Annotated in this window: 24 protein-coding genes; 18 read left to right on the forward strand and 6 right to left on the reverse strand. The window is 73.4% G+C overall.

The features are described 5' to 3' along the window. Nucleotides 1-43 precede the first annotated feature (43 nt). Nucleotides 44-898: a bifunctional methylenetetrahydrofolate dehydrogenase/methenyltetrahydrofolate cyclohydrolase gene (locus AB0J24_RS03520; RefSeq protein ID WP_358674799.1), complete on the forward strand. Its 855-nt coding sequence runs from the start codon at nt 44-46 to the stop codon at nt 896-898. Between the two features lie 190 nt (nt 899-1,088). Further along, nucleotides 1,089-1,400 carry a DUF3017 domain-containing protein gene (locus tag AB0J24_RS03525; protein WP_358674802.1) on the forward strand — a complete coding sequence of 104 codons (312 nt, stop codon included), beginning with the start codon at nt 1,089-1,091 and terminating at the stop codon, nt 1,398-1,400. A gap of 53 nt (nt 1,401-1,453) precedes the next feature. Here the strand turns inward: AB0J24_RS03525 and AB0J24_RS03530 are convergent, their stop codons facing one another. Next, the gene (locus AB0J24_RS03530) at nt 1,454-2,095 is read right to left on the reverse strand and encodes a hypothetical protein (protein WP_358674805.1); all 642 of its coding nucleotides are present in this window, start codon (nt 2,093-2,095) and stop codon (nt 1,454-1,456) included. Nucleotides 2,096-2,335: 240 nt separating this feature from the next. Between AB0J24_RS03530 and AB0J24_RS03535 the strand changes: the two genes are divergently transcribed. After that, complete coding sequence (locus AB0J24_RS03535; protein ID WP_358674808.1) at nt 2,336-4,408, forward strand: sensor histidine kinase; 2,073 nt, start codon at nt 2,336-2,338, stop codon at nt 4,406-4,408. Nucleotides 4,409-4,411: 3 nt separating this feature from the next. Then, nucleotides 4,412-5,098 carry a response regulator transcription factor gene (locus AB0J24_RS03540; RefSeq protein ID WP_358674811.1) on the forward strand — a complete coding sequence of 229 codons (687 nt, stop codon included), beginning with the start codon at nt 4,412-4,414 and terminating at the stop codon, nt 5,096-5,098. Between the two features lie 378 nt (nt 5,099-5,476). On the opposite strand, the gene map is transcribed toward AB0J24_RS03540, so the two are convergent. Then, nucleotides 5,477-6,262 carry a type I methionyl aminopeptidase gene (map, locus tag AB0J24_RS03545; protein WP_358674814.1) on the reverse strand — a complete coding sequence of 262 codons (786 nt, stop codon included), beginning with the start codon at nt 6,260-6,262 and terminating at the stop codon, nt 5,477-5,479. 65 nt (nt 6,263-6,327) lie between these two features. Between map and AB0J24_RS03550 the strand changes: the two genes are divergently transcribed. After that, on the forward strand, nt 6,328-6,615 hold the full coding sequence (locus AB0J24_RS03550) for a helix-turn-helix transcriptional regulator (protein WP_358674817.1): 288 nt from the start codon (nt 6,328-6,330) through the stop codon (nt 6,613-6,615). A gap of 51 nt (nt 6,616-6,666) precedes the next feature. Here AB0J24_RS03550 and AB0J24_RS03555 read toward each other — a convergent pair whose 3' ends face one another. Further along, the gene (locus AB0J24_RS03555; RefSeq protein ID WP_358674820.1) at nt 6,667-8,898 is read right to left on the reverse strand and encodes an NADP-dependent isocitrate dehydrogenase; all 2,232 of its coding nucleotides are present in this window, start codon (nt 8,896-8,898) and stop codon (nt 6,667-6,669) included. 243 nt (nt 8,899-9,141) lie between these two features. Here AB0J24_RS03555 and AB0J24_RS03560 point away from each other — a divergent pair, with 243 nt between their 5' ends. From AB0J24_RS03560 to yhjD, 9 genes are all read left to right on the forward strand, one after another. Beyond that, complete coding sequence (locus tag AB0J24_RS03560; protein ID WP_358674823.1) at nt 9,142-9,471, forward strand: hypothetical protein; 330 nt, start codon at nt 9,142-9,144, stop codon at nt 9,469-9,471. Between the two features lie 69 nt (nt 9,472-9,540). Next, nucleotides 9,541-10,338, forward strand: a complete 798-nt coding sequence (locus AB0J24_RS03565) for an exodeoxyribonuclease III (protein ID WP_358674825.1) — start codon at nt 9,541-9,543, stop codon at nt 10,336-10,338. After that, a complete protein-coding gene (locus AB0J24_RS03570) occupies nt 10,335-11,153 on the forward strand; it encodes a hypothetical protein (RefSeq protein ID WP_358674828.1) in 819 nt (272 codons plus the stop codon). The genes AB0J24_RS03565 and AB0J24_RS03570 overlap by 4 nt, the downstream gene beginning before the upstream one ends. Nucleotides 11,154-11,185: 32 nt before the next feature. After that, complete coding sequence (locus AB0J24_RS03575; protein ID WP_358674831.1) at nt 11,186-11,701, forward strand: YbaK/EbsC family protein; 516 nt, start codon at nt 11,186-11,188, stop codon at nt 11,699-11,701. Nucleotides 11,702-11,774: 73 nt separating this feature from the next. After that, entirely contained in the window at nt 11,775-14,378 is a 2,604-nt protein-coding gene (locus tag AB0J24_RS03580; protein WP_358674834.1) for a bifunctional FO biosynthesis protein CofGH, read from the forward strand. A gap of 41 nt (nt 14,379-14,419) precedes the next feature. Beyond that, the gene (locus AB0J24_RS03585; RefSeq protein WP_358674837.1) at nt 14,420-14,590 is read left to right on the forward strand and encodes a hypothetical protein; all 171 of its coding nucleotides are present in this window, start codon (nt 14,420-14,422) and stop codon (nt 14,588-14,590) included. A gap of 235 nt (nt 14,591-14,825) precedes the next feature. After that, nucleotides 14,826-15,731: a helix-turn-helix domain-containing protein gene (locus AB0J24_RS03590; RefSeq protein WP_358674839.1), complete on the forward strand. Its 906-nt coding sequence runs from the start codon at nt 14,826-14,828 to the stop codon at nt 15,729-15,731. A gap of 33 nt (nt 15,732-15,764) precedes the next feature. Then, complete coding sequence (gene trpS / locus AB0J24_RS03595) at nt 15,765-16,778, forward strand: tryptophan--tRNA ligase (protein ID WP_358674841.1); 1,014 nt, start codon at nt 15,765-15,767, stop codon at nt 16,776-16,778. Nucleotides 16,779-16,821: 43 nt separating this feature from the next. After that, the gene (gene yhjD, locus AB0J24_RS03600) at nt 16,822-17,886 is read left to right on the forward strand and encodes an inner membrane protein YhjD (protein ID WP_358674844.1); all 1,065 of its coding nucleotides are present in this window, start codon (nt 16,822-16,824) and stop codon (nt 17,884-17,886) included. A 28-nt stretch (nt 17,887-17,914) separates the two neighbouring features. Here yhjD and AB0J24_RS03605 read toward each other — a convergent pair whose 3' ends face one another. From AB0J24_RS03605 to AB0J24_RS03615, 3 genes are all read right to left on the reverse strand, one after another. Continuing rightward, nucleotides 17,915-19,624: a DUF222 domain-containing protein gene (locus AB0J24_RS03605; RefSeq protein ID WP_358674847.1), complete on the reverse strand. Its 1,710-nt coding sequence runs from the start codon at nt 19,622-19,624 to the stop codon at nt 17,915-17,917. A gap of 220 nt (nt 19,625-19,844) precedes the next feature. Next, nucleotides 19,845-21,158, reverse strand: coding sequence for a serine hydrolase (locus AB0J24_RS03610; protein WP_358674850.1), 1,314 nt, complete (start codon nt 21,156-21,158; stop codon nt 19,845-19,847). 14 nt (nt 21,159-21,172) lie between these two features. Beyond that, complete coding sequence (locus AB0J24_RS03615; protein ID WP_358674853.1) at nt 21,173-21,640, reverse strand: SRPBCC family protein; 468 nt, start codon at nt 21,638-21,640, stop codon at nt 21,173-21,175. Between the two features lie 192 nt (nt 21,641-21,832). Here AB0J24_RS03615 and AB0J24_RS03620 point away from each other — a divergent pair, with 192 nt between their 5' ends. The 4 genes from AB0J24_RS03620 to AB0J24_RS03635 are packed head-to-tail and all read left to right on the forward strand — an operon-like array spanning nt 21,833 to nt 26,797. After that, nucleotides 21,833-22,978 (forward strand): BMP family ABC transporter substrate-binding protein, encoded by a 1,146-nt coding sequence (locus tag AB0J24_RS03620; protein WP_358674856.1) that lies wholly within the window; start codon nt 21,833-21,835, stop codon nt 22,976-22,978. Beyond that, a complete protein-coding gene (locus AB0J24_RS03625; protein WP_358674859.1) occupies nt 22,975-24,486 on the forward strand; it encodes an ABC transporter ATP-binding protein in 1,512 nt (503 codons plus the stop codon). The genes AB0J24_RS03620 and AB0J24_RS03625 overlap by 4 nt, the downstream gene beginning before the upstream one ends. Then, entirely contained in the window at nt 24,483-25,559 is a 1,077-nt protein-coding gene (locus tag AB0J24_RS03630; RefSeq protein ID WP_358674862.1) for an ABC transporter permease, read from the forward strand. The genes AB0J24_RS03625 and AB0J24_RS03630 overlap by 4 nt, the downstream gene beginning before the upstream one ends. Then, nucleotides 25,556-26,797: an ABC transporter permease gene (locus AB0J24_RS03635; protein ID WP_358674865.1), complete on the forward strand. Its 1,242-nt coding sequence runs from the start codon at nt 25,556-25,558 to the stop codon at nt 26,795-26,797. The genes AB0J24_RS03630 and AB0J24_RS03635 overlap by 4 nt, the downstream gene beginning before the upstream one ends. The last annotated feature ends 6 nt before the right edge of the window (nt 26,798-26,803 follow it).

Below are 26,803 nucleotides of genomic sequence, written 5' to 3' on the forward strand. Positions count from 1 at the left end.
ATCAGGATCGGCGACCTGTACGGGTACCTGCGAGGATGGCCGGGTGAGCGCACGGGTGATGGACGGCAAGGCGACGCTGGCGGAGCTGCTGGAGGACCTGCGGGCGCGGGTGGAGAAGCTCGCGGCGGCAGGGGCGGTCCCGGGACTGGGTACCGTCCTGGTCGGGGACGACCCGGGCTCGCACGCCTACGTCCGGGGCAAGCACCGCGACTGCGCCACGGTGGGGATCACCTCACTGCAGCGCGAGCTGCCGGCCGACGCGAGTCAGGCGCAGGTCGAGGACGTGATCGACGAGCTGAACGCCGACCCGTCGTGCACCGGGTTCATCGTGCAGCTGCCGTTGCCCGACGGGCTCGATGCGGGTGCCGCGCTGGAGCGGATCGACCCGGCCAAGGACGCCGACGGCCTGCACCCGGTCAACCTGGGGCGTCTGGTGCTCGGCGAGCCGGGCCCGCTGCCGTGCACCCCGCGCGGGATCGTGGAGCTGTGCCGGCGGTTCGACGTGGAGCTCGACGGTGCCCGGGTCGTCGTCGTCGGGCGCGGTGTGACGGTCGGGCGTCCGCTGGGGCTGCTGCTGACCCGCCGCAGCGAGAACGCCACGGTCACCCTCTGCCACACCGGGACCCGGGACCTGTCGGCGCACCTGCGGGAGGCCGACGTGGTCGTCGCGGCCGCCGGGAGGGCCGGGCTGATCACCGCCGACCAGATCAGGCCGGGTGCCGCGGTGCTGGACGTCGGTGTCACCCGGACCGATCTCGGTCTGGTCGGGGACGTCTCGCCCGAGGTGGCCGAGGTGGCGGGCAAGCTGGCCCCGATGCCCGGTGGCGTGGGGCCGATGACGCGGGGGATGCTGCTGACGAACGTCGTCGAGGCAGCCGAACGAAGCTTGTCGGAGTGAGCATCGGTACGGCACGAAGCGTGTCGGAGTGAGCATCGGTCCGGCACGAAGCGTGTCGGAGTGAGCATCGGTACGGCACGAAGCTTGTGGGAGTGAGCATCGGTACGGCACGAAGCGTGTCGGGAGCGAGCATCGGTACGGCACGCAGCTCGTCGGGAGCGAGCATCCCCTGAGCCACACGGAGGTCGCGGTGGAGACCACGAGTCGGACCGGGCACGGGTTGCGGGCCCGGTTGCGGACGCACTGGCCGCTGCTCGTGGTCCTCCTGATCGCCCTCGTCGGTCTGCAGCGGGTGGTGACCGAGCACTGGCGGGAGGGCTCCGCGCTGTTCGCGGTCGCGTTGCTGGTCGCCACCGGCCTGCGGGTCGCGCTGCCGCAGGACCGGGTGGGTCTGCTCGCGATCCGCGGCCGGTACACCGACGCGCTGGTCTACGGCGGGTTCGGCATCGCGGTCCTGCTGCTCGCCCTGACGATCACCAGCAGTTCGCTCACGGTGAGCTGAACGCGGACGGCCCGCGGCCGGTGCCGCGGGCCGTACCGATCCCGTCGGGAGGTTCAGCGTGCGCCGATCCGGTCCGGCCGGGCCGCGATGAGCAGCCCGAGCACGGTGTAGCCGGCAAACAGGTGCACCGCACCGACGAGGTTGCCGACGGCCGGGCCGAGGATCCCGAGCGCGGGAACGGTGACCAGCGCCCAGGTCTCGGCGACGGCGGGCCACCAGCGCAGCAGGCCGCGGTAGCGGCCGACCACCGCGACGGTCACGCCGATCACCGCCATCCCGAGCATCGACAACGGCCAGCTCAGGTCGAGCAGGAAGAACCAGGTGCCCTGGTTCTCCGGGGGCACCACCACGGCCAGCGCCGACCAGACGGTCGCCGGGACCAGCAGCGCGGTGACGGTCCACAGCAGACCGCGGCCGAAGCGGCCGTCACCGGTGGCGCGGGAACGCAGCATCGCGTACAGCAACCCGAACAGTCCGAGCTGGAAGACCAGGCCACCGGCGTCGGTGATGTCGCCCGCGGTGCCGCTGCTCTGGGGATCGCCGAGGAGGAAGGTGACGCCGAAGGCGGCCGCACCGAGCGCCAGACCGAGGCCGATCCGGCGGGCGGTGGCGACGGGGAGCGCGGGACGGCGGGTGTCGACCGGGGCGAGCCCGTCGACGTCGGTCCGGGCGGGGCTGTGGGTCAGGTCGTTCACGGTGTGCTCCTGGGGTTCTCGGTGGGTGCTCGGCGTGCTCGAGCGGGTGCTCCTGCCGTGCTGCCGGAGACGATCCGGCGCCCGCGTCCCGGGCCGCCCGGGTGCTGCGCCCCGTCGAGGTCCCGTCGTGGTGTCCCGCCCGGGTCGGGACCGCGGTCCCGTGACCGGGGACGCCGGGTGTTGCGACGATGGCTCCGCGGGCGAGTACGCAGGTGTGCGCCGCAGCGGAGGGGAGGTGCCATGACCGCGACCACTGCACGGCCCGCTCCGCCGGCGCCGCAGTCGGCCCGGCCCGGCCCGGCTCTGCTCCCGGTCGTGCTGGCCGGCGCACCGGCGCTGCTCGCCCTGGTGGCCGCGACGGTGATCGAGCTCCGGGTGCCGGCCGGAGCGGTCCCGCCGACGGCCGGTTCCGAACCCGTGTGGACGACGGTGTCGGTCGCCGCGGTGCTGCTCGTGACCGGCCTGCTGCTCGTGGCGCGGCTGCCCCGGCATCCGGTGGCGTGGGTGCTCGCCGGGTCGGGCGTGCTGTGGGCGCTGGACGCCGCCGCGGGTGCCTGGACCCGGTACGGCCTGTTCGTGGCCGCGGACCCGGACCTTCCGTTGCTGTCGGTGGCCTGGTGGTTCTGGACCCGTTTCGGGGCCACGCTGCTGCTCGGCCTGCCGCTGCTGCTCCTGCTCTTCCCGGACGGGCGGTTGCCCTCCGGCCGCGTGTGGCGGCCGCTGTCGTTGGTGAGCCTGGCCTCCACAGCGGTGCTCCCGCTGACCTTGGTGCTGGTACCGGCGGCGGAGGTGGAGGCCTACAGCGGTCTGACCCCGCCGGCACCGGAGCTGTTGCTGGACCGGGACCTGCTCAGCGTGCCGATGCCGTTCTGGCAGCCGGTGCTGGCGCTGGCCTACCCCCTGGTCCCGTTGAGCCTGCTGGTCCCCGCGGCGGTGGTGGTGTCGCGCTACCGGGCGGCGGACGGCGAGCGGCGGCTGCAGCTGCGCTGGCTGATGTGGGCCGGTCTGGTGAGCGCGGTCGCGGTGTCGTTGATGTGGGTGTTCCCGCCACCCGGCCCGTCGGTGCTGCTGGCGTCGGCGATCGCGGTCACGGCCGGTGCGGTGGTCGTCGCGGTCACCCGGCACCGGCTCTACGACATCGACCGCTTGCTGTCCGGGACGGTGGTGTCGGTGTTGCTGCTCGGGTCGGTCGGTCTGGTCGACCTGGTGGTGCTGGCGCTGGCGGGGAACCTGCTGGGCGGGCGGGACGCGGCCTTCCTCGCGGTGGCTGTCGTCGCCGTGTTGTACACGCCGCTGCGCACCCGGTTGTGGGGTGCGGCCCGTCGGCTGGTCCGCGGCGGCCGGGACGATCCGTACGGCGCGCTGGCCACGCTGGCGGCGCGGTTGGAGCAGGCCGAGGGCGACCAGCAGCTCGCCACGGTCGCCCGGTCGGTGGCGGAGGCGTTCCGGTTGCCCTACGTCCGGGTCGTCACGACTCGCCCGGGTGGTGGGGCGGCGGCGGCCGGGTACGGCACACCGTCGGGACCGGTCACGTCGCTGCCGGTGGCGTGGCGCGGTGAACAGATCGGCCGGGTGGAGTTGTGCCCCGCGACACTGTCCGAACGGGACCAGCGGCTGCTCGGGGACCTGGTCCGGCAGACCGCGACGGCGGTCCGGGCCGACGAGCTGTCGGCCCGGTTGCAGCAGCACCGGGTCGCGCTGGTCACCGCTCGCGAGGAGGAGCGCCGGCGGTTGCGGCGTGACCTGCACGACGGGCTCGGTCCCGCGCTCGGCGCGGTCACGCTGCGGATCGAGACGGCCCGCAACCTGGCGGTCACCGACCCGGCGGGGTCGGACCGGATGCTGGAGGCGGCGATCGAGGAGGTCGCGGCCGTGCTGGCCGACATGCGGCGCCTGGTGCACGACCTGCGCCCACCGGCGCTGGACGAGCTCGGCCCGGCCGGGGCGTTGCGCGAGCTGGCCCGGCGGACTGCACCGCCGGGGCTGGCCGTCGAGGTCCGCGAGCGGGGTACGGGGTCGGCGTTGCCTGCGGCGGTCGAGGTCGCCGCCTACCGGATCGCGGCCGAGGCGCTGACGAACGTCGTGCGGCACGCGGATGCGCGGTCCGTCCGGATCGAGCTGGTACGGGAGCAGGGGAGGCTGGTGGTGGAGGTGGCCGATGACGGGTGCGGGATCGCCGCGGACGTCGCCGCCGGTGTCGGCACGTTGTCGGTCAGGGAGCGGGCCGCCGAGCTGGGCGGCACCTGCGAGGTGCTGGCACCGGCCGGGGGCGGCACGGTGGTGCGGGCCCGCCTGCCGTGGGGAGAGGGGTGAGTCGTGGCGAACGAGGACGGCGAGGAGCCGGTCCGGGTGCTGCTGGCGGACGACCATCCGGTCTACCGCGACGGGCTGGCGATGCTGTTGCGCTCGGTGCCGGGGATCGATGTCGTCGGGGTCGCCGGGGACGGCACCGAGGTCATCGCGCTGGCCGCGGACCTGCAGCCGGACGTGGTCGTGATGGACGTCCGGATGCCCGGCCCGGACGGCATCGCCGCGACCCGCGAGATCGTCTCGGCGTCACCGTCGATCGGGGTCGTCGTACTGACGATGAGCGAGGAGGACACCACCGTCTTCGCCGCGATGCGGGCCGGTGCCCGCGGGTACCTGCTCAAGGGGGCGAACCAGGCGGAGATCGTCCGGGCGGTCACCGGCGTGGCGCGCGGGGACGTGGTGTTCGGCCCGGCGCTGGCCCGCCGGATCGCCGAGTTCTTCAGTGCTCCGGGGGTTCCGGGGGTTCCGGGGGCTCCGGGGGCCATCGGGGTGTTCCCGGAGCTCACGGCCCGGGAGCGGGAGGTGCTCGATCTGCTCGCGGCAGGGCGGTCGAACCAGCAGATCGCGGGCGCGCTGTACCTGTCGCCGAAGACCGTGCGCAACAACGTCTCGAACATTTTCGCGAAGCTGCACGTGGCGGATCGCGCCGAGGCGATCGTCCGGGCCAGGGATGCCGGCCTCGGCCGGGCCTGATGTCGCGGCGCCGCTCAGCGCCGGGTGTCGCCCGGGGTGGCGGGACTGGCCGGGCGCCGGGTCGGTGGCCGCCGCGGGCCGGCGGGCCGCTTGCTGCCGGGGCGACCGGGGCCGGTGCTGGTGCCGCTCGGCTGGACCGGCCGGGAGGCCCGGGGCGGCGCGGTCGTCGACGGCTTGATAATGATCATCGCTATCGCGATTCTACCGGCGGGTGCGCACGCTCGGTGACGGGGGATCGTCCGGACGGGTCGTTGATCGTCCTGCGGGGGCCGCGTGATCACCCGATGATCGCAGTGGAGATCGACGGAGGCGGTCGGTCGAGGGTCGTGGTGCCCCCGTGCGGAGACCGGCTCGCGAATCCGTTGCCGGGCGGGGACGTCACGGGCGGGGAGGCCTCGGCAGGGTGAGGATCTCGGCTCCGTCGTCGGTGATGGCGATCGTGTGCTCGCTGTGCGCGGTCCGGCAGCCGGTCGCGCTGCGCAGCGTCCATCCGTCACCGTCGTCGACGACGAGCTCGGCGGTGTCCGCCATTGCCCACGGTTCGAGGGCCAGCAGCAACCCGGGGCGCAGGCGGTAGCCGCGCCCCGGGCGTCCGGTGTTCGAGATGTGCGGGTCCTGGTGCATCGTCGACCCGATGCCGTGCCCGCCGAACTGGGTGTTGATCGCGTATCCCGCGCGGCCCAGCTCGGTGCCGATGGCGTGCGAGATGTCACCGGTGCGCGCCCCCGGGCGGGCGGCCGCGATCCCTGCCGCCAGGGCACGTTCGGTCGCGGCGATCAGGGCGAGACTCTCCGCGGGGGCCGTCTCGCCGACCACGAAGCTGATCGCGGAGTCCGCGGCGATCCCGTCGACGGTGAGGGCGAGATCGAGGGTGAGCAGGTCACCGTCGGCGAGCAGCCGGTCGTGCGGGCGTCCGTGCAGCACCGCGTCGTTGACGGCCGTGCAGACGTGATGGCCGAACGGCCCGCGTCCGAACGAGGGCGCGTAGTCGACGTAGCAGGATCTCCCGCCGCCCTCGGCGATCAGCGTCGCGGCCGCCCGGTCGAGGTCGAGCAGGTTCGTGCCGGGTGTGCTGCGCGCGCGGAGCTGCTGCAGGACGTCGGCGACCAGGGCGCCGGCGGACCGTGCGCGGGCGACCTCTGCGGGGTTCAGGATCTCGATCACGGTTGGCCTCCGACGGCGTCGAATAACAATACCGGCAAAACTATACCGGCACTATCATCGGCGCCATGGTCAGGCTGCCGCTCACTCCCGCCGAGGTCGAGCGCGGTCGGCGCCTCGGCTGTCTCCTCCGCAGGGCCAGGGGGCCACGGTCGATGCTCGACACCGCGCTGGCCGCCGGCGTCTCGCCGGAGACCCTCCGCAAGATCGAGTCCGGCCGGGTCGCCACCCCCGCCTTCCCGACGATCGCCGCGATCGCCGACGTGCTGGGGCTGTCGCTGGACGAGGTGTGGGCCGAGGTCCGCCGGCCGGAGGCCGCGGCGACGACGGTGCCGACCGAGCCGCCCGCGGCGTGACCCGCTCGCCACGAGGGCCCGCCCCGGAGGACGGGCCCTCGTGCGATGCGGTCAGGCCTTGCCGGCGAAACCGTCGATCGCGGCGTTGAAGGTGGCGCTCGGGCGCATCACCTCGTCGGCCCGGGCACGGTCCACGTGGTAGTAGCCGCCCAGGTCGACCGGCTCGCCCTGCACCGCGTTCAGCTCGGCGACGATCGTCTCCTCCTGCTCGGCGAGGGTGGCGGCGAGCGGGGCGAACACCGCCGCCAGCTCCGGGTCCTCGGTCTGCGCGGCGAGCGCCTGCGCCCAGTACAGCGCGATGTAGAAGTGGCTGCCCCGGTTGTCCAGCTCACCGACCTTGCGCGAGGGGGTACGCCCGTTCTCCAGCAGCTTCCCGGTGGCCTCGTCCAGGGTCTGCCCGAGCAGCTTCGCGCGCAGCGGGTCCGGCGACTTCGACGCCAGCATCTCCAGCGACACGGCCAGTGCCAGGAACTCGCCGAGCGAGTCCCACCGCAGGTGGTTCTCCTTCTGCAGCTGCTGGACGTGCTTGGGGGCCGAGCCGCCCGCACCGGTCTCGAACAGGCCGCCGCCGTTCATCAGCGGGACGATGGAGAGCATCTTCGCCGAGGTGCCCAGCTCGAGGATGGGGAACAGGTCGGTCAGGTAGTCGCGCAGCACGTTGCCGGTGACCGAGATGGTGTCCTCGCCCTTGCGGGCCCGCTCCAGGGTGTAGCGGGTCGCCTCGGCGACATCGCGGATCTCGATGGTCAGACCGTCGGTGTCGTGCTCGCCCAGGTACTTCTCGACCTTGGCGATCAGCTGGGCGTCGTGCGCCCGGGTCTCGTCCAGCCAGAACACGGCGGGCATGCCGGTCGCCCGGGCCCGCTCGACGGCGAGGCCGACCCAGTTGCGGATCGGGGCGTCCTTGGTCTGGCAGGCCCGCCAGATGTCGCCCTCGTCGACCTCGTGCTCGAGCCGCACCTCACCGGTACCGGCGTCGACCACCCGGACGGTGCCGGGCGAGGCGATCTCGAACGTCTTGTCGTGGCTGCCGTACTCCTCGGCCTTCTGCGCCATCAGGCCGACGTTCGGGACGGTGCCCATCGTCGTCGGGTCGAAGGCGCCGTTGGCGATGCAGTGCTTGACGGTCTCGTCGTAGAGCTCGGCGTAGGACGAGTCCGGGATGACGAACTTGGTGTCCTGGGTCTTGTCCTCGGCGTTCCACATCTGGCCCGACGAGCGGATCGCGGCCGGCATCGAGGCGTCGATGATGACGTCGCTCGGCACGTGCAGGTTGGTGATCCCGCGCGCGGAGTCGACCTGGGCCAGCGCCGGGCCGGTCGCGTAGGCGTCGTCGATCGCCTTCTCGATCGCGGCCCGCTTGTCGGCGGGCAGCTTCTCGATCGCGGACAGCACCGAGGCGAGTCCGTCGTCCGGGTCGGCGCCGACCGAGGCGAGATCGTCGCCGTAGGTGGCGAAGACGTCGGCGAAGAAGGCGCGGACCGCGTGCCCGAAGATGATCGGGTCGGACACCTTCATCATGGTGGCCTTCAGGTGCACCGAGAACAGGACGCCCTTCTCCTTGGCGTCCGCGATCTGCTCGGCGAGGAACTCCTGCAGCGCCGCCCGGCGCAGTACCGCGCCGTCGATCACCTCACCGGCCAGGACCTTCAGCTCGTCCTTGAGCACGGTGACGGTGCCGTCGGTGCCGACGTGCTCGATGCGCAGGACACCGTCGGCCGGTGCGGTGAACGACAGCTCGGTGTGCCGGAAGTCGTCACCGGACATGGTCGCGACGTGGCTCTTCGAGTCGGGGCTCCAGGCGCCCATCGAGTGCGGGTGCTTGCGGGCGAAGTTCTTCACCGACAGCGGTGCGCGCCGGTCGGAGTTGCCCTCGCGCAGCACCGGGTTCACCGCGGAGCCCTTGACCGAGTCGTACGCCGCCCGCGCGGCGTGTTCGGCGTCGTTCTGCGGGTTGTCCGGGTAGTCGGGGATGTCGTACCCGCCGGCCTGCAGTTCCCGGATGGCCGCCTTGAGCTGGGGGATCGAGGCGCTGATGTTGGGCAGCTTGATGATGTTGGCGTCCGGTGTGGTCGCCAGCCGGCCCAGCTCGGCCAGCGCGTCCGGGACCCGCTGGGCGTCGGTCAGCCGGTCCGGGAACTTGGCCAGGATCCGGCCGGCCAGCGAGATGTCGCGGGTCTCCACGTCGACCCCGGCCTGCCCGGCGAACGCCTCGATGACCGGCAGGAACGAATGGGTCGCCAGCGCAGGCGCCTCGTCGGTGTACGTGTAGATGAGCTTCATCGCGTGTATGGCCTGCCTCGCCTCGTCGGATCTCCTGCGACGGGTGGCGCGGGGGGACGAGCCCGGGGTGACCGGGCGGGTCCCCGGCGCGGCGACCCGCATCTGCGTGCCCACGCTATCCCGCGCCCGCCCCGCGACGCCCGCAGGAGTAACCCGTCCGACACCCCGGTCGGTGGTCTCCCCGGTCCGTGGCGGAGCCGTTACCGTACGTGCGACGGCGGTCGTGGGAAGGGGAGCACACGCGTGGCGAAGGTGAAGCTCGGGCTCTCCCGGAAGTCGCTGCTGACCGGATGGCCGCTGGTCGGCCTGATCGCGGTCGGGCTGACCGCGATCGCGCTGGGTTACGGCGGCGCGACCGGCAACCTGGAGAACGCGTGCACCGTGACCGTCCAGGCGGCCGAGGTCACCGTCCGGGCGGCACCGAGCCCGTCCGCGCAGGCGGTGGAGACCCTGCGCCGCGGACAGGAGGTCCCGGCCGAGGCGATCGTCGACACCGGCTTCCGCAAGCTCACCGGCGGTGAGCGGTGGGTTCCCTCCGACAGCGTCGCCGCGACGGCCGGGAGCGTGTGCTGAGCCCGTTCCGGGCCGCACCGGCCGGTGCGGCAGAGTAGTCGCGTGGTTGCCGTCCGTGTCCTGAGTACCGTGAACGTCAACGGCGTCCGGGCCGCTTCCGGCAAGGGACTGCTCGAGTGGCTGGCGGGCACCGCAGCCGACGTCGTCTGCCTGCAGGAGGTCCGGGCCCGCCCCGAGGAGCTGCCCGACGCCTTCCGGGCCGCCCTCGACGAGCACGGCTGGCACCTGCGGATGGCGCCCTCGGCGACCGCGAAGGGCCGCAACGGCGTCGCCGTGCTGAGCCGGGCCGAACCGGAGGCGGTGCGGATCGGGTTCGGTGACCCGGCCACCGACCTCGACGGCCGCTACCTGGAGGTCGACCTGCCCGGTGGCCTCACCGTCGGGTCGCTGTACCTGCCCAAGGGGCTCGCCGGGACCGACAAGCAGGACGCCAAGGACGCGTTCTGCAGGAGCTTCGGCGACCACCTGCGCGCCGCCTTCGGCCGGTGCGTCGCCACCGGCCGTTCGATGGTCGTGGCCGGTGACTGGAACATCGCGCCGACCGAGCTGGACCTGCGGAACTGGCGGGGCAACCGCAACAACTCCGGTTTCCTGCCGCACGAGCGGGCGTGGTTCGCGGGGCTGCTGGAGCACGGCTGGGCGGACCTGGTGCGTGAGCTGCATCCCGACGTGGACGGGCCGTACTCGTGGTGGAGCTACCGAGGGCGGGCCTTCGACAACGACGTCGGCTGGCGGATCGACCACCTGCTCGGCACGCCGGGTGTCGCGGCCGCCGCGACCGGGACCGTCGTCGAACGGGCGCCCTCGCACGAGCGTCGCTGGTCCGACCACGCGCCGGTGACGGTCCGGCTGGGGGACGCCGGGTGACCGGGGCCGGTGTCCTCGGCGGCCGTTACGTGCTGCTCGACGAGCTGGACCGGCGCGGTTTCGGTCCGGTCCGCCGGGCCGAGGACCGGATCACCGGGCGGACGGTGGCCATCACCGAGATCGCCGTGCCGGCGGACGGTGGCGGGCTGCGGGAACGTCTGCTCGCCGAGGTGCGCGCCGCGGGGCGGCTGCAGCATCCCGGGGTGGTGGGTGTCCTCGACCTGATCACCGACCGGGCCCCGGACGGTGCCCTGCGCGAGTACCTGGTCACCGAGCACCCGGACGCCCGGCCGCTGAGCAGGCTCGTCGACGGGGTACCGCTGACCGCGCAGCGCACGGCCGCGATCGGCCGGGACGTGCTCGCGGCGCTGCGCACCGTGCATGCCGGCGGCGGGACCCACGGCGGCCTCGACCCGGACTGCGTGCTGCTCGCGCCGGACGGCTCCGCGCTGGTCACCGACCTCGGTCTGGCCCGTGCCGCGTGCCGGGAGCCGGGGATGTTCGCTCCGCCCGAGCGTCGCGACGGAGCCGGGGACACCCCGGCCGCCGACCTGTGGAGCCTCGGTGCCGTGCTGCGGTACGCGGCCGGACCGCGGATCGCGGCCGGCGGCCCTCTGGATCGGGCGATCGCCGGCCTGACCGCCGCCGAGCCGGCCGAACGGATCGACCCCGACGGTGCACAGGCGCTGCTGGAGCGGGCCGCACGCCCCGGCCCGGCCGGCGCCGACCTGGGGGCGAGCCGCTGGGTGCTGCTGGCGGTGGCCGGGTTGCTGCTGGTCGCCGTGGTCGCGATGCTGCTCTGGGCGACCCGCTAGAAACCGGTGGAGCCGGCCAGCAGGATGGGGTCATGACCGACACCACCGTCCCCGCCGAGCATCCCGCCGACCACCCACGGGTCGCCGCGGTGAAGGAGGCGCTGCGCACCGCGGGCGCGGACCCGGCCTCGATCGCCGGGCTGGTCCTGCTCCCGGACGCGGTGACCACCGCAGCGGCGGCGGCCGCCGCGCTCGACGTGGAGGTCGGCCAGATCGCGAACTCGCTGGTGTTCGACGCCGACGGTGAGCCGCTGCTCGTCCTCACCTCGGGGCGGCACCGGGTGGACACCGGCCGGGTCGCGGCGCTCGTCGGGGCGCAGCGCGTCGGGCGGGCCGACCGGGAGGCGGTGCGGGCGGCCACCGGCCAGGTCATCGGAGGGGTGGCACCGGTCGGGCACCCGGCGCCGTTGCGCACGCTGGTCGACGTCGCGCTCGACGACTACGACCGGGTCTGGGCGGCCGGCGGGATCGCGCGGTCGGTGTTCCCGACGACGTTCGCCGAGCTCCTCACCGTCACCGGAGGGACGGCGGCCCGGGTCGGAGAGTGACCCACGCCACGTGTCGAGCACCTGATGAAGCTCGATGGTCGCTGTGGTGATCCCGGAAACCTAGTGTGGGTCCATGGCCGACACACCTGCCGATTCCGTTCCGGCCCAGGCCGCCCCGTCCGCCTCCGCGATCCGGCGGGCGTTACGGCGCGTGCGTGACGGGGCGACGCTGGACGTCACCGAGGCCGCGGTGCTGCTCGCCGCGCGTGGCGCGGATCTCGACGAGCTGCTCACCCACGCGGGCCGGGTGCGGGACGCGGGGTTGGTGGAGGAAGGGCGCCCGGGCGTGGTGACCTACTCCCGCAACGTGTTCATCCCGTTGACCCGGTTGTGCCGGGACCGGTGTCACTACTGCACGTTCGCGACGGTGCCGCATCGGCTGGAGTCGATGTTCCTGGAGCGCGACGAGGTGGTGGAGATCGCCCGCCAGGGCGCCGAGCAGGGGTGCAAGGAGGCGCTGTTCACCCTCGGTGACCGGCCGGAGGACCGTTGGCCGCAGGCCCGGGAGTGGCTGGAGGCCCGCGGCTACGACTCCACACTGGACTACGTGCGGGCGTGTGCGATCGCGGTGCTGGAGGAGACCGGGTTGCTGCCGCACCTCAATCCCGGTGTCATGTCCTGGGAGGAGGCGACCCGGCTCAAGCCGGTCGCGGCCAGCATGGGGATGATGCTGGAGACCACCTCGCAGCGGCTGTTCGCCAAGGGCGGCCCGCACTTCGGCAGCCCCGACAAGGAGCCCGCGGTCCGGCTCCGCGCGCTCACCGACGCCGGCCGGGTCGGCATCCCGTTCACCACCGGCATCCTGATCGGGATCGGGGAGGACCGCACCGAGCGGGCCGAGTCGCTGTTCGCGATCCGCGCCGCGGCCCGGGCGCACGGCCACGTGCAGGAGGTGATCGTGCAGAACTTCCGGGCCAAGCCGGACACCGCGATGGCGAACGACCCGGACGCCGATCTCGAGGACCTGGCCGCGACGATCGCGGTCGCCCGGGTCGTGCTCGGGCCGAAGATCCGGCTGCAGGCCCCGCCGAACCTGGTGGGTGAGGAGTTCGGGCTGATGGTGCGGGCCGGCATCGACGACTGGGGCGGTGTGTCGCCGGTGACGGTGGATCACGTGTCGCCGGAGCGGCCGTGGCCGGCGGTCGAGGAGCTGGCCCGGGTCACGGCGGCGGAGGGGTTCGTGCTGGCCGAGCGCTTGACCGCGTACCCGAAGTACGTACGCGCCGGTTCACCGTGGATCGACACCCGTCTGCACGCCCACGTGGCCGCGCTGGCGACCCCGGACGGGCTCGCCGATCCGGACGCGGTGGTGCAGGGGCGGCCCTGGCAGGAGCCCGACGGCGGGTTCGTCTCCAGCGGGCGCACCGACCTGAACTCGACGATCGACACGAGCGGGCGCACCGAGGATCGGCGTGGTGACTTCGGTTCGGTCTACGGCGACTGGGACGAGATCGCCGCCGAGCTCGCCGAACAGCGTTCCCGGGCGCCCGAGCGGCTCGACGGCGACGTGCGGGCGGGCCTGGACCTGGCCGCCTCGGACCCGGCGGCGCTGCTCGACCCGGCACACGCGGCGGCCGCGATGGCGGTGCTCACCGCCGACGGCCCGGCTCTGCAGACCCTGGTGCGGCTGGCCGACGACGTGCGGCGGTCGGTGAACGGTGACGAGGTCACCTACGTGGTCAACCGCAACATCAACTTCTCGAATGTGTGCTACGTGGGCTGCCGGTTCTGCGCGTTCGCGCAGCGGGAGCGCGACGCCGACGCGTTCCGGCTCTCGCTGGACGAGGTGGCGTCGCGGGCGGTGGAGGCCGCACGGGACGGTGCGACCGAGGTGTGCGTGCAGGGTGGGATCGACCCGCAGCTGCCGGTCTCGTTCTACGCCGACCTGGTGCGCGCGGTGCGTGCGGCGGTGCCGGGGATGCACGTGCACGCGTTCTCCCCGATGGAGATCGTGTCGGCTGCGGCGAAGGCAGGGGTCTCGATCCGGGAGTGGCTGACCGAGCTCAAGGCCGCCGGGCTGGGCTCGATCCCCGGCACCGCCGCGGAGATCCTCGACGACGAGGTCCGTTGGGTGCTGACCAAGGGCAAGCTCCCGGCGGCGCAGTGGATCGAGGTGGTGTCGACCGCGCACGAGCTGGGGATCGCGTCGTCGTCGACGATGATGTACGGCCACGTCGACGAGCCCCGGCACTGGCTCGGGCACCTGCGGACGCTGGCCTCGGTCCAGGACCGGTCCCTGGCGGCGGGTGCCGCGGCGTTCACCGAGTTCGTGCCGTTGCCCTTCGTGCACCACAACGCGCCGATCTACCTGGCGGGTCTGGCCCGGCCGGGCCCGACCGAACGGGACAACCGGGCGGTGCACGCCTTCGCCCGGCTCGCGCTGCACGGGCGGATCGACCACGTCCAGGTGTCCTGGGTGAAGCTGGGCGACGACCTCGCCGCGGAGGTGCTCGCCGGTGGCGCGGACGACATGGGCGGCACCTTGATGGAGGAGACGATCTCCCGGATGGCCGGTTCGGAGAACGGATCGGAGCGCTCGGTGGAGGAGCTGACCGCGATCGCCCGCTCGGCCGGGCGTCCGGTGCGGCAGCGGACCACCACCTACCGCGGCGAGCCGGCGCGGCTGGTCCCGGCCGCACGCCCGGGCCCGACCATGCTGCCGCTCACCCCGGCCTGAACAGCCACCACCGTGCGGCGCGAGCGCCGTACGGTGGTGGCATGAGCGTGCTCGGAGAGATGTTCCCGCGGAAGCGGATCCACGAGGACTCGGACGCCGCGCAGGGCGGGGAGCAGTGGCGGCTGGGTCCGATCGACCTGGACAAGGGCGTCGTGACGATGGAACCGGCCGCCGGTCCCGGGAGCGGGGCGGCGGAGCCGGACGGCGACTGACCAGCGCGCCGTCCCTCCTCGGAGGCCGCACGCACGACCGGCCGGACCGTGGCGACCTCCCCCTCAGCGCCGCCGCGGGCCCGGACCGGCCGTCCGGGTGGATCGGACCCCCCGAGCCCGATCCACACCCCACCTCGTCCGCCGGCGCTCCCCGGGGTGCACAGCCAGCTTCGATCGGCAGAGTCAGGGCTCCACAGTACGATCATGATCGGGGCAGGTCAAGGGAGGCGGACAGGTGCGGCCGCAGAAGCTGGGCGCCGTCGGGCGCGGCCTCGGCCTGCTCGCGGACACCTGGACGCTGTTGATCCTGCAGCGGGCGGCGCTCGGTGTCCGCCGGTACGCCGGATGGCGGGACACCCTCAACATCTCCGACGCGACGCTGTCCGCGCGGTTGCGGTCCCTGGTCGACGCCGGGCTGCTGCAGACCAGGCCCTACCGGGAAGGGGGCCGGGAGCGGCGCGAGTACGCGCTGACCGATCGCGGCGCCGACGTCTGGAAGCTGCTGATCACCACCTGGCACTGGGAGAAGACCTGGGTGCCGCGTGAGGTGCCGCTGCCCGAGATCGTGCACCGGGACTGCGGCGCCCCTGCCGGGGTGCTGACCTGCTGTGCGGCCTGCGGTGGAGGGGTCGGGCCACGGGACACCGAGGTGCACCGGACGCCCGGTTCGCCCGGACTGGAACAGCTCGCCCGCCAGCACCCGAGGCGCACCCGCGGCCGGCTCCCGGAGGACCCGATGTCGCTGCTCCCGGGCGCCATGGAGATCATCGGCGACCGATGGGGGGCCACCGTGCTCGGTGCCGTGCTGACCGGGCTCTGCTCGTTCAACGCGATCACCGGCGCACTGGGCATCTCACCCGAGGTGCTCTCCGACCGGTTGCGCCGGTTCGTCGAACTGGGGGTGCTGCGGCGGGACGGCGACCGGGCCTACCGGCTCACCGCGAAGGGGATCGCCGCGTTCCCGATCTTCGCCTGCCTGGTCGACTGGTCGCACCGCTGGCACGCCGAGGTCGACGGTGCGCCGGTCGATCTCACGATCCGGCACCGGGCCTGCGGCGCGGCGCTGCGGGTCCGGCTGGTCTGCGACCGGTGCGGGGTGGCGTTCGCCCGGGGATCGGTCTCGCCGGTGGAACCGAGCTGACCGCGCCCGTGCGGGGCTGCGAAGATGCCGACCATGACCGACCGCCGTCCCCGCGTGCTCTCCGGGATCCAGCCCACCGCCGACTCGTTCCACCTCGGCAACTACCTGGGCGCGCTGCGGCAGTGGGTGGCCCTGCAGGACAGCCACGAGGCCTTCTACTGCGTGGTCGACCTGCACGCGATCACCGTCGAGCACGACCCGGCGGAGCTGGCGCAACGGACGCGGGTGGCCGCGGCGCAGCTGCTCGGCCTCGGGCTGGACCCGCAGCGGTGCACGCTGTTCGTCCAGTCGCACGTGCCCGAGCACGCCCGGCTGAGCTGGGTGCTGGAGTGCATCACCGGATTCGGCGAGGCCGGCCGGATGACCCAGTTCAAGGACAAGTCCGCCCGGCACGGCGCGGACCGCACCACCGTCGGGCTGTTCACCTACCCGGTGCTGCAGGCCGCCGACATCCTGCTCTACCAGGCCGACCAGGTTCCCGTCGGCGAGGACCAGCGCCAGCACCTGGAGCTGACCCGCAACCTGGCGCAGCGGTTCAACCACCGCTTCGGCGCGACGTTCCGGGTGCCGGAGCCGCACATCCCGCAGGCCACGGCGAAGATCTTCGACCTGCAGGACCCGACGGCGAAGATGAGCAAGTCGGCGTCGTCGCCGTCCGGGATCGTGGAGTTGCTGGACCCGCCGACGACGTCGGCGAAGAAGATCCGCTCGGCGGTCACCGACAACGAGCGGGAGATCCGCTACGACCCGGAGGCCAAGCCGGGCATCGCGAACCTCCTGACGATCAACGCCGCGATGACCGACCGGAAGGTCTCCGAGGTCGAGGCCGAGTACCAGGGGCGGGGTTACGGCGACCTCAAGAAGGATCTCGGCGAGATCGTCGCGGCCTTCGCGGAGCCGTTCGCCGAGCGGGTCCGCGGCTACCTCGCCGACCCGGCGGAGCTGGACCGGGTACTGGCGGCGGGCGCCACCCGGGCGCGCGAGGTGTCCGGCGAGACACTGGCCGCCGTTCACGAGAGGATCGGCTTCCTCCCGCCCGCAGGCTGACGGGCCCCCGGGCGGGGCGAGCACGACCGACCCCGGGGGAACGATGGCCGACAACCGTCCGACGACGACGGCGCACCGGTTCGACGACGACGAGGAGGAGGGTCCGACCTTCCTCGAGCGTCAGCGCGAGAAGTACCCCTGGCTCGACCACCTGGTCCGGGCCGGGGGGCGCTACACCGAGAACCACGGCGACCACTACGCCGCGGCGATCACCTACTTCTCGATCCTGGCGTTGGTGCCGCTGCTGATGGTCGCGTTCGCCGTCGCGGGGTTCGTGCTGCGGGGCAATCCCGACCTGGTCGACCAGCTGCGTGAGGGCATCACCTCGGCGGTGCCCGGTGACCTCGGGCAGACCCTCGACGGCGTGGTCGACACGGCCATCAACCGGGCGGGGGCCATCGGGCTGATCGGTCTGATCGGCGCGCTCTACTCCGGGATCGGCTGGATGAGCAACCTGCGCGAGGCGCTCACCGAGCAGTGGGGGCAGCGCGACGAGGCCCCGCCGATGATCAAGCGGTTGGCGTTCGACCTGCTGGCACTGGTCGGCCTCGGCCTCGCGCTGGTGCTGTCGTTCGCGATCGCCTCGGTCACCGGTTCGCTCGGCCGCACCCTGCTCGGACTGGTCGGGCTCGGTGAGGTGGGCTGGGCGATCGTGCTGCTGAACGTCGTCGGGTTCCTGGTCGGCCTGCTCGGCAACTGGCTGGTGTTCCTCTGGGTGATCGCCCGGCTGCCCCGCGAGCCGGTCACCTTCGCCAGCGCGGCGAAGGCGGCGCTGATCGGCGCCGTCGGGTTCGCGATCCTGCAGCGGGTGATGGTCGTGTACCTGGGCACGATCGGCCAGTCGCCGGCCGGGGCGGCGTTCGGCTCCATCCTCGGTCTGCTGATCTTCATCTTCTTCACCTCCCGGTTCCTGCTGTTCGTGACGGCCTGGGCCGCGAGCGCCGAGGAGAACGACCAGGGGCCGCGGGACATCCCCGGCCCGGCCGTGATCCGCCCGCACTACGTGGTGCGGGAGGGCCCCGGTCCGCTCGCCTCGGCCGGCCTGGTCGCCGCCGGGCTGATCGGCGGTGCGCTCGGAGTGCGGGCACTCGGCCGCCGCCGCCGCTGAGCCCGGAGCCATCTCCCTCCCCGGCCGGTCAGAACGGCGGGGCGTCGTCGTCGCCTCGATCCGTGGTCGCAGCCGCCGAGTTGCCGGAGGGTGGAGGTGCGTCCGGGCACCCGAGGTGGGGTCGGTAGTCGTGCGGCCGGGTGGTCTCCCGCCGCCCGCACGGGCTGATCCAGGTCAGCGCACCGTCCACCCCGGCAAGGACCTGCCAGCCCGGTGCGTCCTTGAGCTTGTGATGGTGCACGCACAGGCCGTGCAGGTTCGCGACATCGGTGGTGCCCCCCTCAGCCCACGGAACGAGATGATCCAGATCGCGGATCGGCCTGCTGCACAACGGCCCCCGGCACACACCGTCACGCGCCCGCACCAGATCGGCCATCTCCTCGGGCGGAACGTAGGTACTGCGCCCACGATCACGCACCTCCCCCGAGAGCGGATCGACCACCAACCTCTTCCACACCCCACCCGCGGCCAACGCCCGCGCCGTCGTCGCCGGGACCGGCCCGTGCCCGACCAGCTCGCCCGGACGGTCACCGCCGAGCAGCGTGTCGAGCGAGACCACGACCTGGACCAGCGGCTTACGCCCGATCGCCGGCACCGGATCCGCCCTGGCCGCCAGCACCTGGGCCACCACCTCGGCCAGCACCTCCGCCGACAGACTCGCCGACAGACTCGCTGACGAGCCTGCTGACGCAGCAGTATCGGCGGCCTCGCGAGCCCCGAAGGCGGCCGCACCGTCAACCGATCCGGCACGATCGACCAGTCCGGCACCGGCCGGCCCGGCCGCGCCGCCCCCGCCACCTGCGGCCCCTGCATCGGCTGCGAGGACCCGGCAGACGGCGTCCCGGACCGCCGCGAGATCGGTGATCGACACTGTGCCCTGCAACAACTGATGCGCCAGGTCGACCCGCCGCTGATCCAGCGTCCGCGGATCATCAGCACCGAGCGACCTGGCCAACCGGTCCACCGATCGCCACGACGCCTCGGTCTGATCCGCAGCAGCCGAGAACCACAACGAGGCCATCCCGTCATCGGACCGGCTGATCGACATCCGCCGGTCGGCCCTCGCCCGCTCGTGCCGCCGCGCCGCCCCCTGCGGATCCACCCGTGCCACCGCGCGACGCAGCCGATCCTGCAGCAGCCTGCGGGATGCCGTGGCCGCGCCGGGCAACACCCGTGCCTCGACCTCGCGAGCCAGCTCATCGGTCAGGACGCTCGTGGCGTGCGCGATCGCCTCGGCCTTGCGCTCGTCGATCCGGCCCGCCTCCCACTCCGCCAACGTCGCCGGAAGTACCTGCGCGAACCGCACCGCACCCGCCAGCATGCACCGGGCCTCCTCCAACGACACCCGCAACGTCAGCGCCACCTCATCGGGCAACCACCGCCCCACCGGCGCCGCCGCACCCGGATCCGCACCCGGCGCCGGCGCGCTGCCACCCGGCGGATGCCGATCGGCGAACGCCGCCAGCATCCGGGTACGCAACGCCGAGGCCCACCGCTCCAACCGCTCGGCGCCCTCGACCACATCCAGCAGCTGGGCATCGCCGAGCAGCTCCGCGCTGTCACCGGCGAGCTGACAGTCCAGCGCCAACGCGAAACCCACCGGCCGCCCCGGATCGACCACCGCGACCGGATCCCCATCCCCGCACAGCAGCCCGCACAGCTCGCGGGTCATGCCGTGCGGGCACGGATCGGCCGCGACCGCCTCCGGGCTGAGCAACGCACCATCTATATCGAACATGTGTTCGAGTCTACCGGAGCGCGGGCCGCGCTCTCTAGAAGCGAGTCCAGCGAGATCCATATGGGGCACAGCGAGGTGGCGCCCGCGATCCGCGGGACGATCGAGGTCCGGCCCGACCTCGTTCCGCCGGGCAACCGAAGCCCGTGCCCGACCGCCACGCCTGCTGGTCAGCGGTGACGGGAGCGACGACGCCTACCGGACCATCGGGGCGGATCCGGGCTCAGCCCCGCTGCCGGCGCCGCAGCACTGCCACCGCCGCCGCGACCACGCCGACCACGGCCGCCGCCCCTCCGACGACGATCGCCGCGGCCGGGTCGACCCCAGCGGAATCGGCTTCGGGTGCACCCCCGGACGGCCCGTGCTCGCCGGACGGCCCGGCGCCCTCCGGTGACCCGGCGCCCTCCGGTGACCCGGCGCCCTCCGGTGCGGCGGGGGCAGCCGCCACCAGTGTCCCGATCCCGTCCGCGGTCACCCCGAACCCCCAGTCGAGCAGCGCGCGGGCCTGGTCGACCATCCGCATCGGTTGCGGCTCACCGCGCACCAGCGCCACCACCAGCCTGCGCCCGTCCCGCTCGACGGCGCCGACGTAGGTGTGCCGCGCCGCGTCGGTGAACCCGTTCTTGCCACCCAGGAAACCGGGTGTGCCGAACAAGCGGTCGCGGTTGCCCAGCTCGAAGCCCGGCCGGTCGGCGAACCCGGGGAACGGGATGCCCGGCGCTCTCAGCACCGCCGCGATCCGCGGCCGGTCCAGCGCCTCGCGCAGGATCAGCGCGAGATCGTAGGCCGACGAGGACATGCCCGGGCCGTCCAGGCCGGACGGCGTGGCGGGCCGGGTGTCCAGCGCGCCGAGACCGCGGGCGGTGTCGCGCATCGCGGCCAGTGTCGCGGGGGTGCCCCCGAGCTCCCGGGACAGCGCGTTCGCGGCGTCGTTGCCCGAGGCCAGCAGCAGGCCGTGCAGCAGTTGCTCCACGGTGTAGCGGCCCCCGGGGCCGATCCCGGCCCGGCTGCCCTCGATGTTCGCGTCCTCGACGGTGCCGGTGACGACCCGGTCCGGCGGCAGGATGTCGTCGACGACGAGCGCGAGCAGCAGCTTGACCGTCGACGCGGGGCGGTGCCGGGCGTGCGGCGCCCTGGCGGCGAGCACCGCACCCGAGTCCAGGTCGGCGACCAGGTACGACGCGGTGCCCACCAGCGGCGGCGGGACCGGCCCGGCGTGCTCGTCGGCGCACCCGGCGAGCCCGCCGACCGGCGGATCGGGCACCGCCAGCGGCGTCACCGGCTCCGTCTCCTCGGCGGCGGGCGGCCCGGGTGGAATCTCCTGGCCCGGGCAGACCCCGGACACCGGCGACGAGGCCGCGGCGGGACCGGCGACCGGCGGCGGGGCCGAGGCGGAGCCGCCGACGAGCGGTGGGGCCGCAGCGGGGCCGGCGACCGGCTGCCGGGCGGCGGCGATCCCCGCAGCCGGAGCCGCCGCCCCACCGACGAGCATCAGCGAGACCGACAGCAGCACGAGCAGTCCCGGGGCGCTGGGCACCCGGGAAGCATGCCCTACCGGTCCGTGCCCTCCACGATCGTCCGCACCCGCTGCAGGCTCCGGGCCAGCCCGTCGCGCATCAGGGCCTCCCGGCCCTTGCCCAGCAGCCCGCTGCGCTGGAGCAGCCGGACCGGCAGAGCGGGGGTGCCCACCCCTTCTCGCCAGGCGACGAGGTGGGTGCCCGCGCCGTCGTCGACGGGGGTGAGCACCCAGCCCCATGCGGTCCTCGACTCGGACACCACGAAGGTGAACCGGTGGCCCGGTTCGCACTCGGTGACCCGGCAGTGGGTCGCCCAGCGGATCACGCCGCGACGGTTGAACCCGACGAACCGCGCACCCACGGCGGGCCCGGTGGCGCCACCCCGCCAGCGGCCGCCGGTGGCCTCCGGGCTCCACTCGCCGGCCCGGGTGATGTCGGAGACCAGGGCCCACACCCGCTCCGGTGGGGCCTGCACGGTCAGTTCGGCTCGATCCACAGCCACCGCCTCCCTCGACACGACCGGCCCGGGGAGATCGCTCCGGGCGCGCGGAGACTACCGCCCGCCCGCTTCCCGACCGCCCGTCGACCGTCCGGTCACAGCGCTGTTGCGACCCCTGCCGTCCGGCGCGGTGAGCGGTACCGTCCCGCGCAACGTGCGCCGCCCGTCCGGTGGCGCGGGAACGGGGGGACGTTCGTGCGGAACAACCAGCGCATCGGACGGCGGGGCAGGTTCGCGACCGCGATCGCCGTCGGAGCCGTCGCGGCACTCGCCCTGTCGGGCTGTGCCAGGGACACCGGCGGCGGGGGAGCCGCGCAGGGTGAGTGCGAGCGGGTCGCGCCACCGTCGGTCCCCGCGGCGAGCGCGCAGCCGGCACCCGAGGCGGCACCCGCCGACGCGAGCGCACTGCGGGTCGGCCTGGCCTACGACATCGGCGGGCGCGGCGACGCGTCGTTCAACGACGCCGCCGCCGCCGGTCTGGACCGCGCCGTGGCCGAGCTCGGCCTGGTCCGGGAGAACACCCGGGAGGCCACCGCCCAGCCGGGCGAGAGCGAGGACGCCGGGACGACCCGGCTGCGCCAGCTCGCCCAGGGCGGGTTCGACCCGGTGATCGCGGTCGGCTTCAACTACGCCAACGGTGTGCGGACCGTCGCCACCGAGTTCCCCGAGACCCGGTTCGCCATCGTCGACGACGACACCGTCGACCTGCCGAACGTCACCCCGCTGGTGTTCGCCGAGGAGCAGGGCTCGTTCCTGGTCGGCGTCGCGGCCGCGCTGAAGACCGAGACCTGCCGGGTCGGTTTCGTCGGCGGCGTGGACAGCCCGCTGATCCAGAAGTTCGACGCCGGCTACGAGCAGGGCGCCACCACCGTCGCACCGGACATCCAGATCGACTCCGCCTACATCTCCCCGGCCGGCGACTTCACCGGGTTCAACGACGCCACCCGTGGCACCGAGATCGCCGCCGGGCAGTACGACGGCGGTGCCGACATCGCCTTCGCCGCCGCGGGCCAGTCGAACCAGGGCGTGTTCGCCGCCGCGCAGACCGCCGGGCAGCGGGCGATCGGGGTCGACTCCGACCAGTACAACTCGCCGCAGCTGGCCGCCGTCCGCGACGTGATCATGACGTCGATGATCAAACGGGTGGACGTGGCGGTGTTCGACTACGTCAACGCGGTCGCCGGGAACACCGTCGACGCGCTCCCCGAGCGGTTCGACCTCGCCAACGACGGCGTGGGCTACTCCACCTCCGGCGGTTTCGTGGACGACATCGTGCCGCAGCTCGAGGCGTACCGGGCCGCGATCATCGCCGGTGAGATCGAGGTCCAGTCCACCAAGTGACCGAGCAGCTGCACGCGGTCGAACTGCGCGGGATCACCAAGCGGTTCCCCGGCGTCGTCGCCAACGACCGGGTGGACCTCGCCGTGCGCACCGGCGAGGTACACGCGCTCTGCGGTGAGAACGGCGCCGGGAAGTCGACCCTGATGAAGATCCTCTACGGGATGCAGGCACCCGACGAGGGCACGATCGCCGTCGGCGGGGAGCCGGTGGACTTCCGGACCCCGGCGGACGCGATCGCCGCCGGGATCGGCATGGTGCACCAGCACTTCATGCTGGCCGACAACCTCACCGTCGCCGAGAACATCCTGCTCGGTGCGGAGCGGCGGCACGGCATGGGCACGGCGGCCCGTGCCCGGATCGCCGAGCTGTCCCGCACCGTCGGACTGTCGGCGGGGCCCGAGCAGCTCGTCGAGCACCTCGGTGTCGCCGACCGGCAGCGGATCGAGATCCTCAAGGTGCTCTACCGGGGCGCCCGCACGGTGATCCTGGACGAGCCGACCGCGGTGCTCGTGCCGCAGGAGGTCGACGAGCTGTTCGCGACCGTCCGCTCCATGCAGGCCGACGGCTACACCTTCCTGTTCATCTCGCACAAGCTCGACGAGGTGCGGGCGATCGCCGACCGGATCACCGTGATCCGGCGCGGCCGCACCGTCGGCACCGCCGATCCGGGATCGGTCACGAACGCGCAGCTGGCCGAGATGATGGTCGGCTCCGAGCTGCCCTCACCGCAGACCGGTGACTCGACGGTCACCGACCGGGAGGTGCTGCGCGTCGAAGGCCTCGGGTTGCCCGACCCGGCAGGTGGCCGGGACCTGCTCGACGGCGTCGATCTCGTCGTGCACGCCGGTGAGGTGCTGGGCGTGGCCGGCGTCGAGGGCAACGGTCAGACCGAGCTGGTCGAGACGATCATGGGTATGCGGGCGCACGCTCGCGGCCGGGTGCTGCTCTCCGGTGTCGACGTGTCCGGGACGTCCACGATGGCCCGCCGCGAGCGCGGCGTCGGCTACATCCCGGAGGACCGCTCCCGGCACGCGCTGCTCGGCGAGCAGCCGCTGTGGGCGAACCGGATCCTCGGTTTCCAGTCCCGCCCGCCGATCGGGCGGCGCGGCCTGATCGACCGGGCCGCGGCCCGGGCCGACACCGAGCGGATCGTGGACGCGTTCGACGTCCGCACGCCCGGCATCGACGTCACGGCCGCCGCGTTGTCCGGCGGGAACCAGCAGAAGCTCGTCGTCGGACGGGAGCTCTCCGGCGACCCGGTGCTGCTGATCGCGGCGCACCCGACCCGCGGTGTCGACGTGGGCGCGCAGGCCGGTATCTGGGCGGAGCTGCGCCGGGCCCGCGCGGCCGGTCTCGCGGTGCTGCTGATCTCCGCCGACCTCGACGAGCTGATCGGGCTCTCGGACACCCTCGCCGTCATCCTCGGCGGGCGGCTGGTCGGCACCGCCGATCCGGCGACCGTCACCCCGGAGGAGCTGGGAACGACGATGACCGGAGCCCGGACGTGAGGCGCCTCGGCGGCGCCGTCGTCGCACCGGCGCTGGCGATCGGCGTCGCCGCGCTGCTGTGCGCGGTCGCCCTGCTGGTCAGCGGTGCGTCCCCGTGGACGGCGCTCACCACGATCGTGTCCCAGCTCGGCTCCGGCACCGTCGCGGTGGACACGGTCAACTCGGCGGCCGTCTACTACATCGCGGCCCTCGCGGTCGCGATCGGTTTCCAGATGCGGCTGTTCAACATCGGCGTCGAGGGCCAGTTCCGGGTCGCCGCCTGCGTCGCCGCGATCGTCGGCGGCACGGTGATCCTGCCGCCGGTGCTGCACACCGCGCTGATCATGCTGGTGGCGATGCTGACGGGGGCCGCGTGGATCGCGATCCCGGCGCTGCTCAAGGCCTACCGGGGTGTCTCCGAGGTCATCTCGACGATCATGCTGAACGCGATCGCGACCGGCCTGATCGCCTACCTGATCCGCGCCGAGACCTTCGGCGAGCTGCGCGGCAACAACATCACCACGCCGCCGATCCCGGAGTCCGGCTGGTTCCCCGGCATCCCGGTGGGCAACGGAACGATCTTCGGGATGGTCGTCGTCGCGGCGGTGCTGGGCGTCGGCTACTGGTTCCTGCTCGGCCGCACCCGCTTCGGCTTCGAGCTCCGTGCGTCCGGCGAGTCGACGACCGCCGCGGCGGCGGGCGGGGTGAACGCGCGCCGGACGATCCTGGTCGCCTTGCTGCTGTCCGGTGCGGTCGCCGGGCTGGTGGGGCTGCCCGAGCTGCTGGGGCGCGACCACGCCTACACCCTCAGCTCGCCGCAGGGCTACGGCTTCACCGGCATCGCGATCGCGCTGCTGGGCCGCAACCACCCGGTCGGCATCGCCCTGGGGGCGCTGCTCTGGGCGTTCCTGGACAAGTCCGCGGTGGCCCTCGACGTCGTCGGCATACCCCGGGAGATCGTGCTGATCATGCAGGGCCTGATCGTGCTCTCGGTCGTCGTCGCCTACGAGGTGGTGCGCCGGATCGAGCGGCGCGCCGAGCAACGCCGGGTCGCCGCCGAGGTGGCGCAGCAACCGGTGGGGGCGCAGGTATGACCGTCACCGCAGTACTGCAGCGTGCCGGCACGCTGCCCGGCTGGGCCCGGTCCGCGCTGATCGCCGCCGGGCTGGTGCTGATCCTGTCGATCACCGTGACGCTGACCGGGCAGACCCAGCTCGCCTCGTCCGGGACGTCCGAGGCCGCCGTGCGGCTCGGGCTGCCGATCCTGTTCGCCGCGCTCGGCGGGTTGTGGGCCGAACGCGCCGGGATCATCAACATCGGGCTCGAGGGCATGATGGTGCTCGGCACCTGGGGTGCCGCGTGGGTCGGTTACCAGTGGGGCCCGTGGGCCGCGGTGCTGGGCGGCCTGGCGTTCGGGGCGCTCGGCGGGCTGGTGCACGCGATCGCGACCGTCACGTTCAACGTCAACCACATCGTCTCCGGTGTCGCGATCACCCTGCTCGGCACCGGCCTCACCAAGTACCTGGCGACGTTGCTGTTCACCCCGGTCTCGCAGAACCCGCGCCAGTCCCCGCGGCTGGAGGGCTTCGAGCAGTTCTCGGTGCCCGGCCTGTCACCCGGCCTGCAGGCGCTGGAGGCCCAGCAGCGGGTGTTCGTCTCCGATCTCGCCGGACTGCTGTCCGGGCTGGTCACCGGGCTGACCCCGATCGTCGTGCTGGGGTTCGTGCTGGTGCCGGTCAGCTACTGGATCCTCTGGCGGACCGCGTTCGGGCTGCGGCTGCGCAGCTCCGGTGAGTCCCCGGTGGCGGCCGAGTCGCTGGGCGTGAACGTGATCGCGCACAAGTACGTCGCGGTCGTGGTCTCCGGCGGGCTGGCCGGTCTCGGCGGTGCGGCGCTGGTGCTCAACCCCGGCCAGCTCGGCTACCTGGAGAACCAGGTCGGCGGCCGCGGTTACATCGGCCTGGCCGCGATGATCTTCGGCAACTGGCGGCCCGCCGGGCTGCTGGTCGGGTCGGCGCTGTTCGGCTACGTCGACGGGCTGCAGCTGCGGGCCGGCGGCGAGGCGGTGCACGCGCTGCTCTACGGCGCGACACTGGTCGCCGTCGTCGTCGCGGTGCTGTGGGCGATCCGCCGGATGTGGACCGCCGCCGCGGTCGCGCTCGGCGCCGGAGCGGCCGTCTACGCGCTGTACTGGACGTTCGACACGGTGCCGAGCGAGTTCGCGTCCTACGCGCCGCAGCTGGTCACGCTGATCGTGCTCGCCGCGGCGTCCCAACGACTACGACCACCGGCGCGGCTCGGCGACGAGTACCGCCGGGGGGAGGGCGGCTAGATGGCA

Origin of the sequence: Pseudonocardia sp. NPDC049635 (assembly GCF_040659795.1) — a bacterium.
Lineage (GTDB): Bacteria > Actinomycetota > Actinomycetes > Mycobacteriales > Pseudonocardiaceae > Pseudonocardia.

What these genes read in the sequence shown, in the direction of transcription:
- AB0J24_RS03535 (WP_358674808.1), top strand. Translation starts at nt 2,336, where the DNA reads ATGACCGCGACCACTGCACGGCCCGCTCCGCCGGCGCCGCAGTCGGCC.
- AB0J24_RS03575 (WP_358674831.1), top strand. Translation starts at nt 11,186, where the DNA reads ATGACCGACACCACCGTCCCCGCCGAGCATCCCGCCGACCACCCACGG.
- AB0J24_RS03580 (WP_358674834.1), top strand. Translation starts at nt 11,775, where the DNA reads ATGGCCGACACACCTGCCGATTCCGTTCCGGCCCAGGCCGCCCCGTCC.
- AB0J24_RS03635 (WP_358674865.1), top strand. Translation starts at nt 25,556, where the DNA reads ATGACCGTCACCGCAGTACTGCAGCGTGCCGGCACGCTGCCCGGCTGG.
- AB0J24_RS03605 (WP_358674847.1), bottom strand. Translation starts at nt 19,624, where the DNA reads ATGTTCGATATAGATGGTGCGTTGCTCAGCCCGGAGGCGGTCGCGGCC.
- yhjD (WP_358674844.1), top strand. Translation starts at nt 16,822, where the DNA reads ATGGCCGACAACCGTCCGACGACGACGGCGCACCGGTTCGACGACGAC.
- AB0J24_RS03555 (WP_358674820.1), bottom strand. Translation starts at nt 8,898, where the DNA reads ATGAAGCTCATCTACACGTACACCGACGAGGCGCCTGCGCTGGCGACC.
- trpS (WP_358674841.1), top strand. Translation starts at nt 15,765, where the DNA reads ATGACCGACCGCCGTCCCCGCGTGCTCTCCGGGATCCAGCCCACCGCC.
- AB0J24_RS03585 (WP_358674837.1), top strand. Translation starts at nt 14,420, where the DNA reads ATGAGCGTGCTCGGAGAGATGTTCCCGCGGAAGCGGATCCACGAGGAC.
- AB0J24_RS03550 (WP_358674817.1), top strand. Translation starts at nt 6,328, where the DNA reads ATGGTCAGGCTGCCGCTCACTCCCGCCGAGGTCGAGCGCGGTCGGCGC.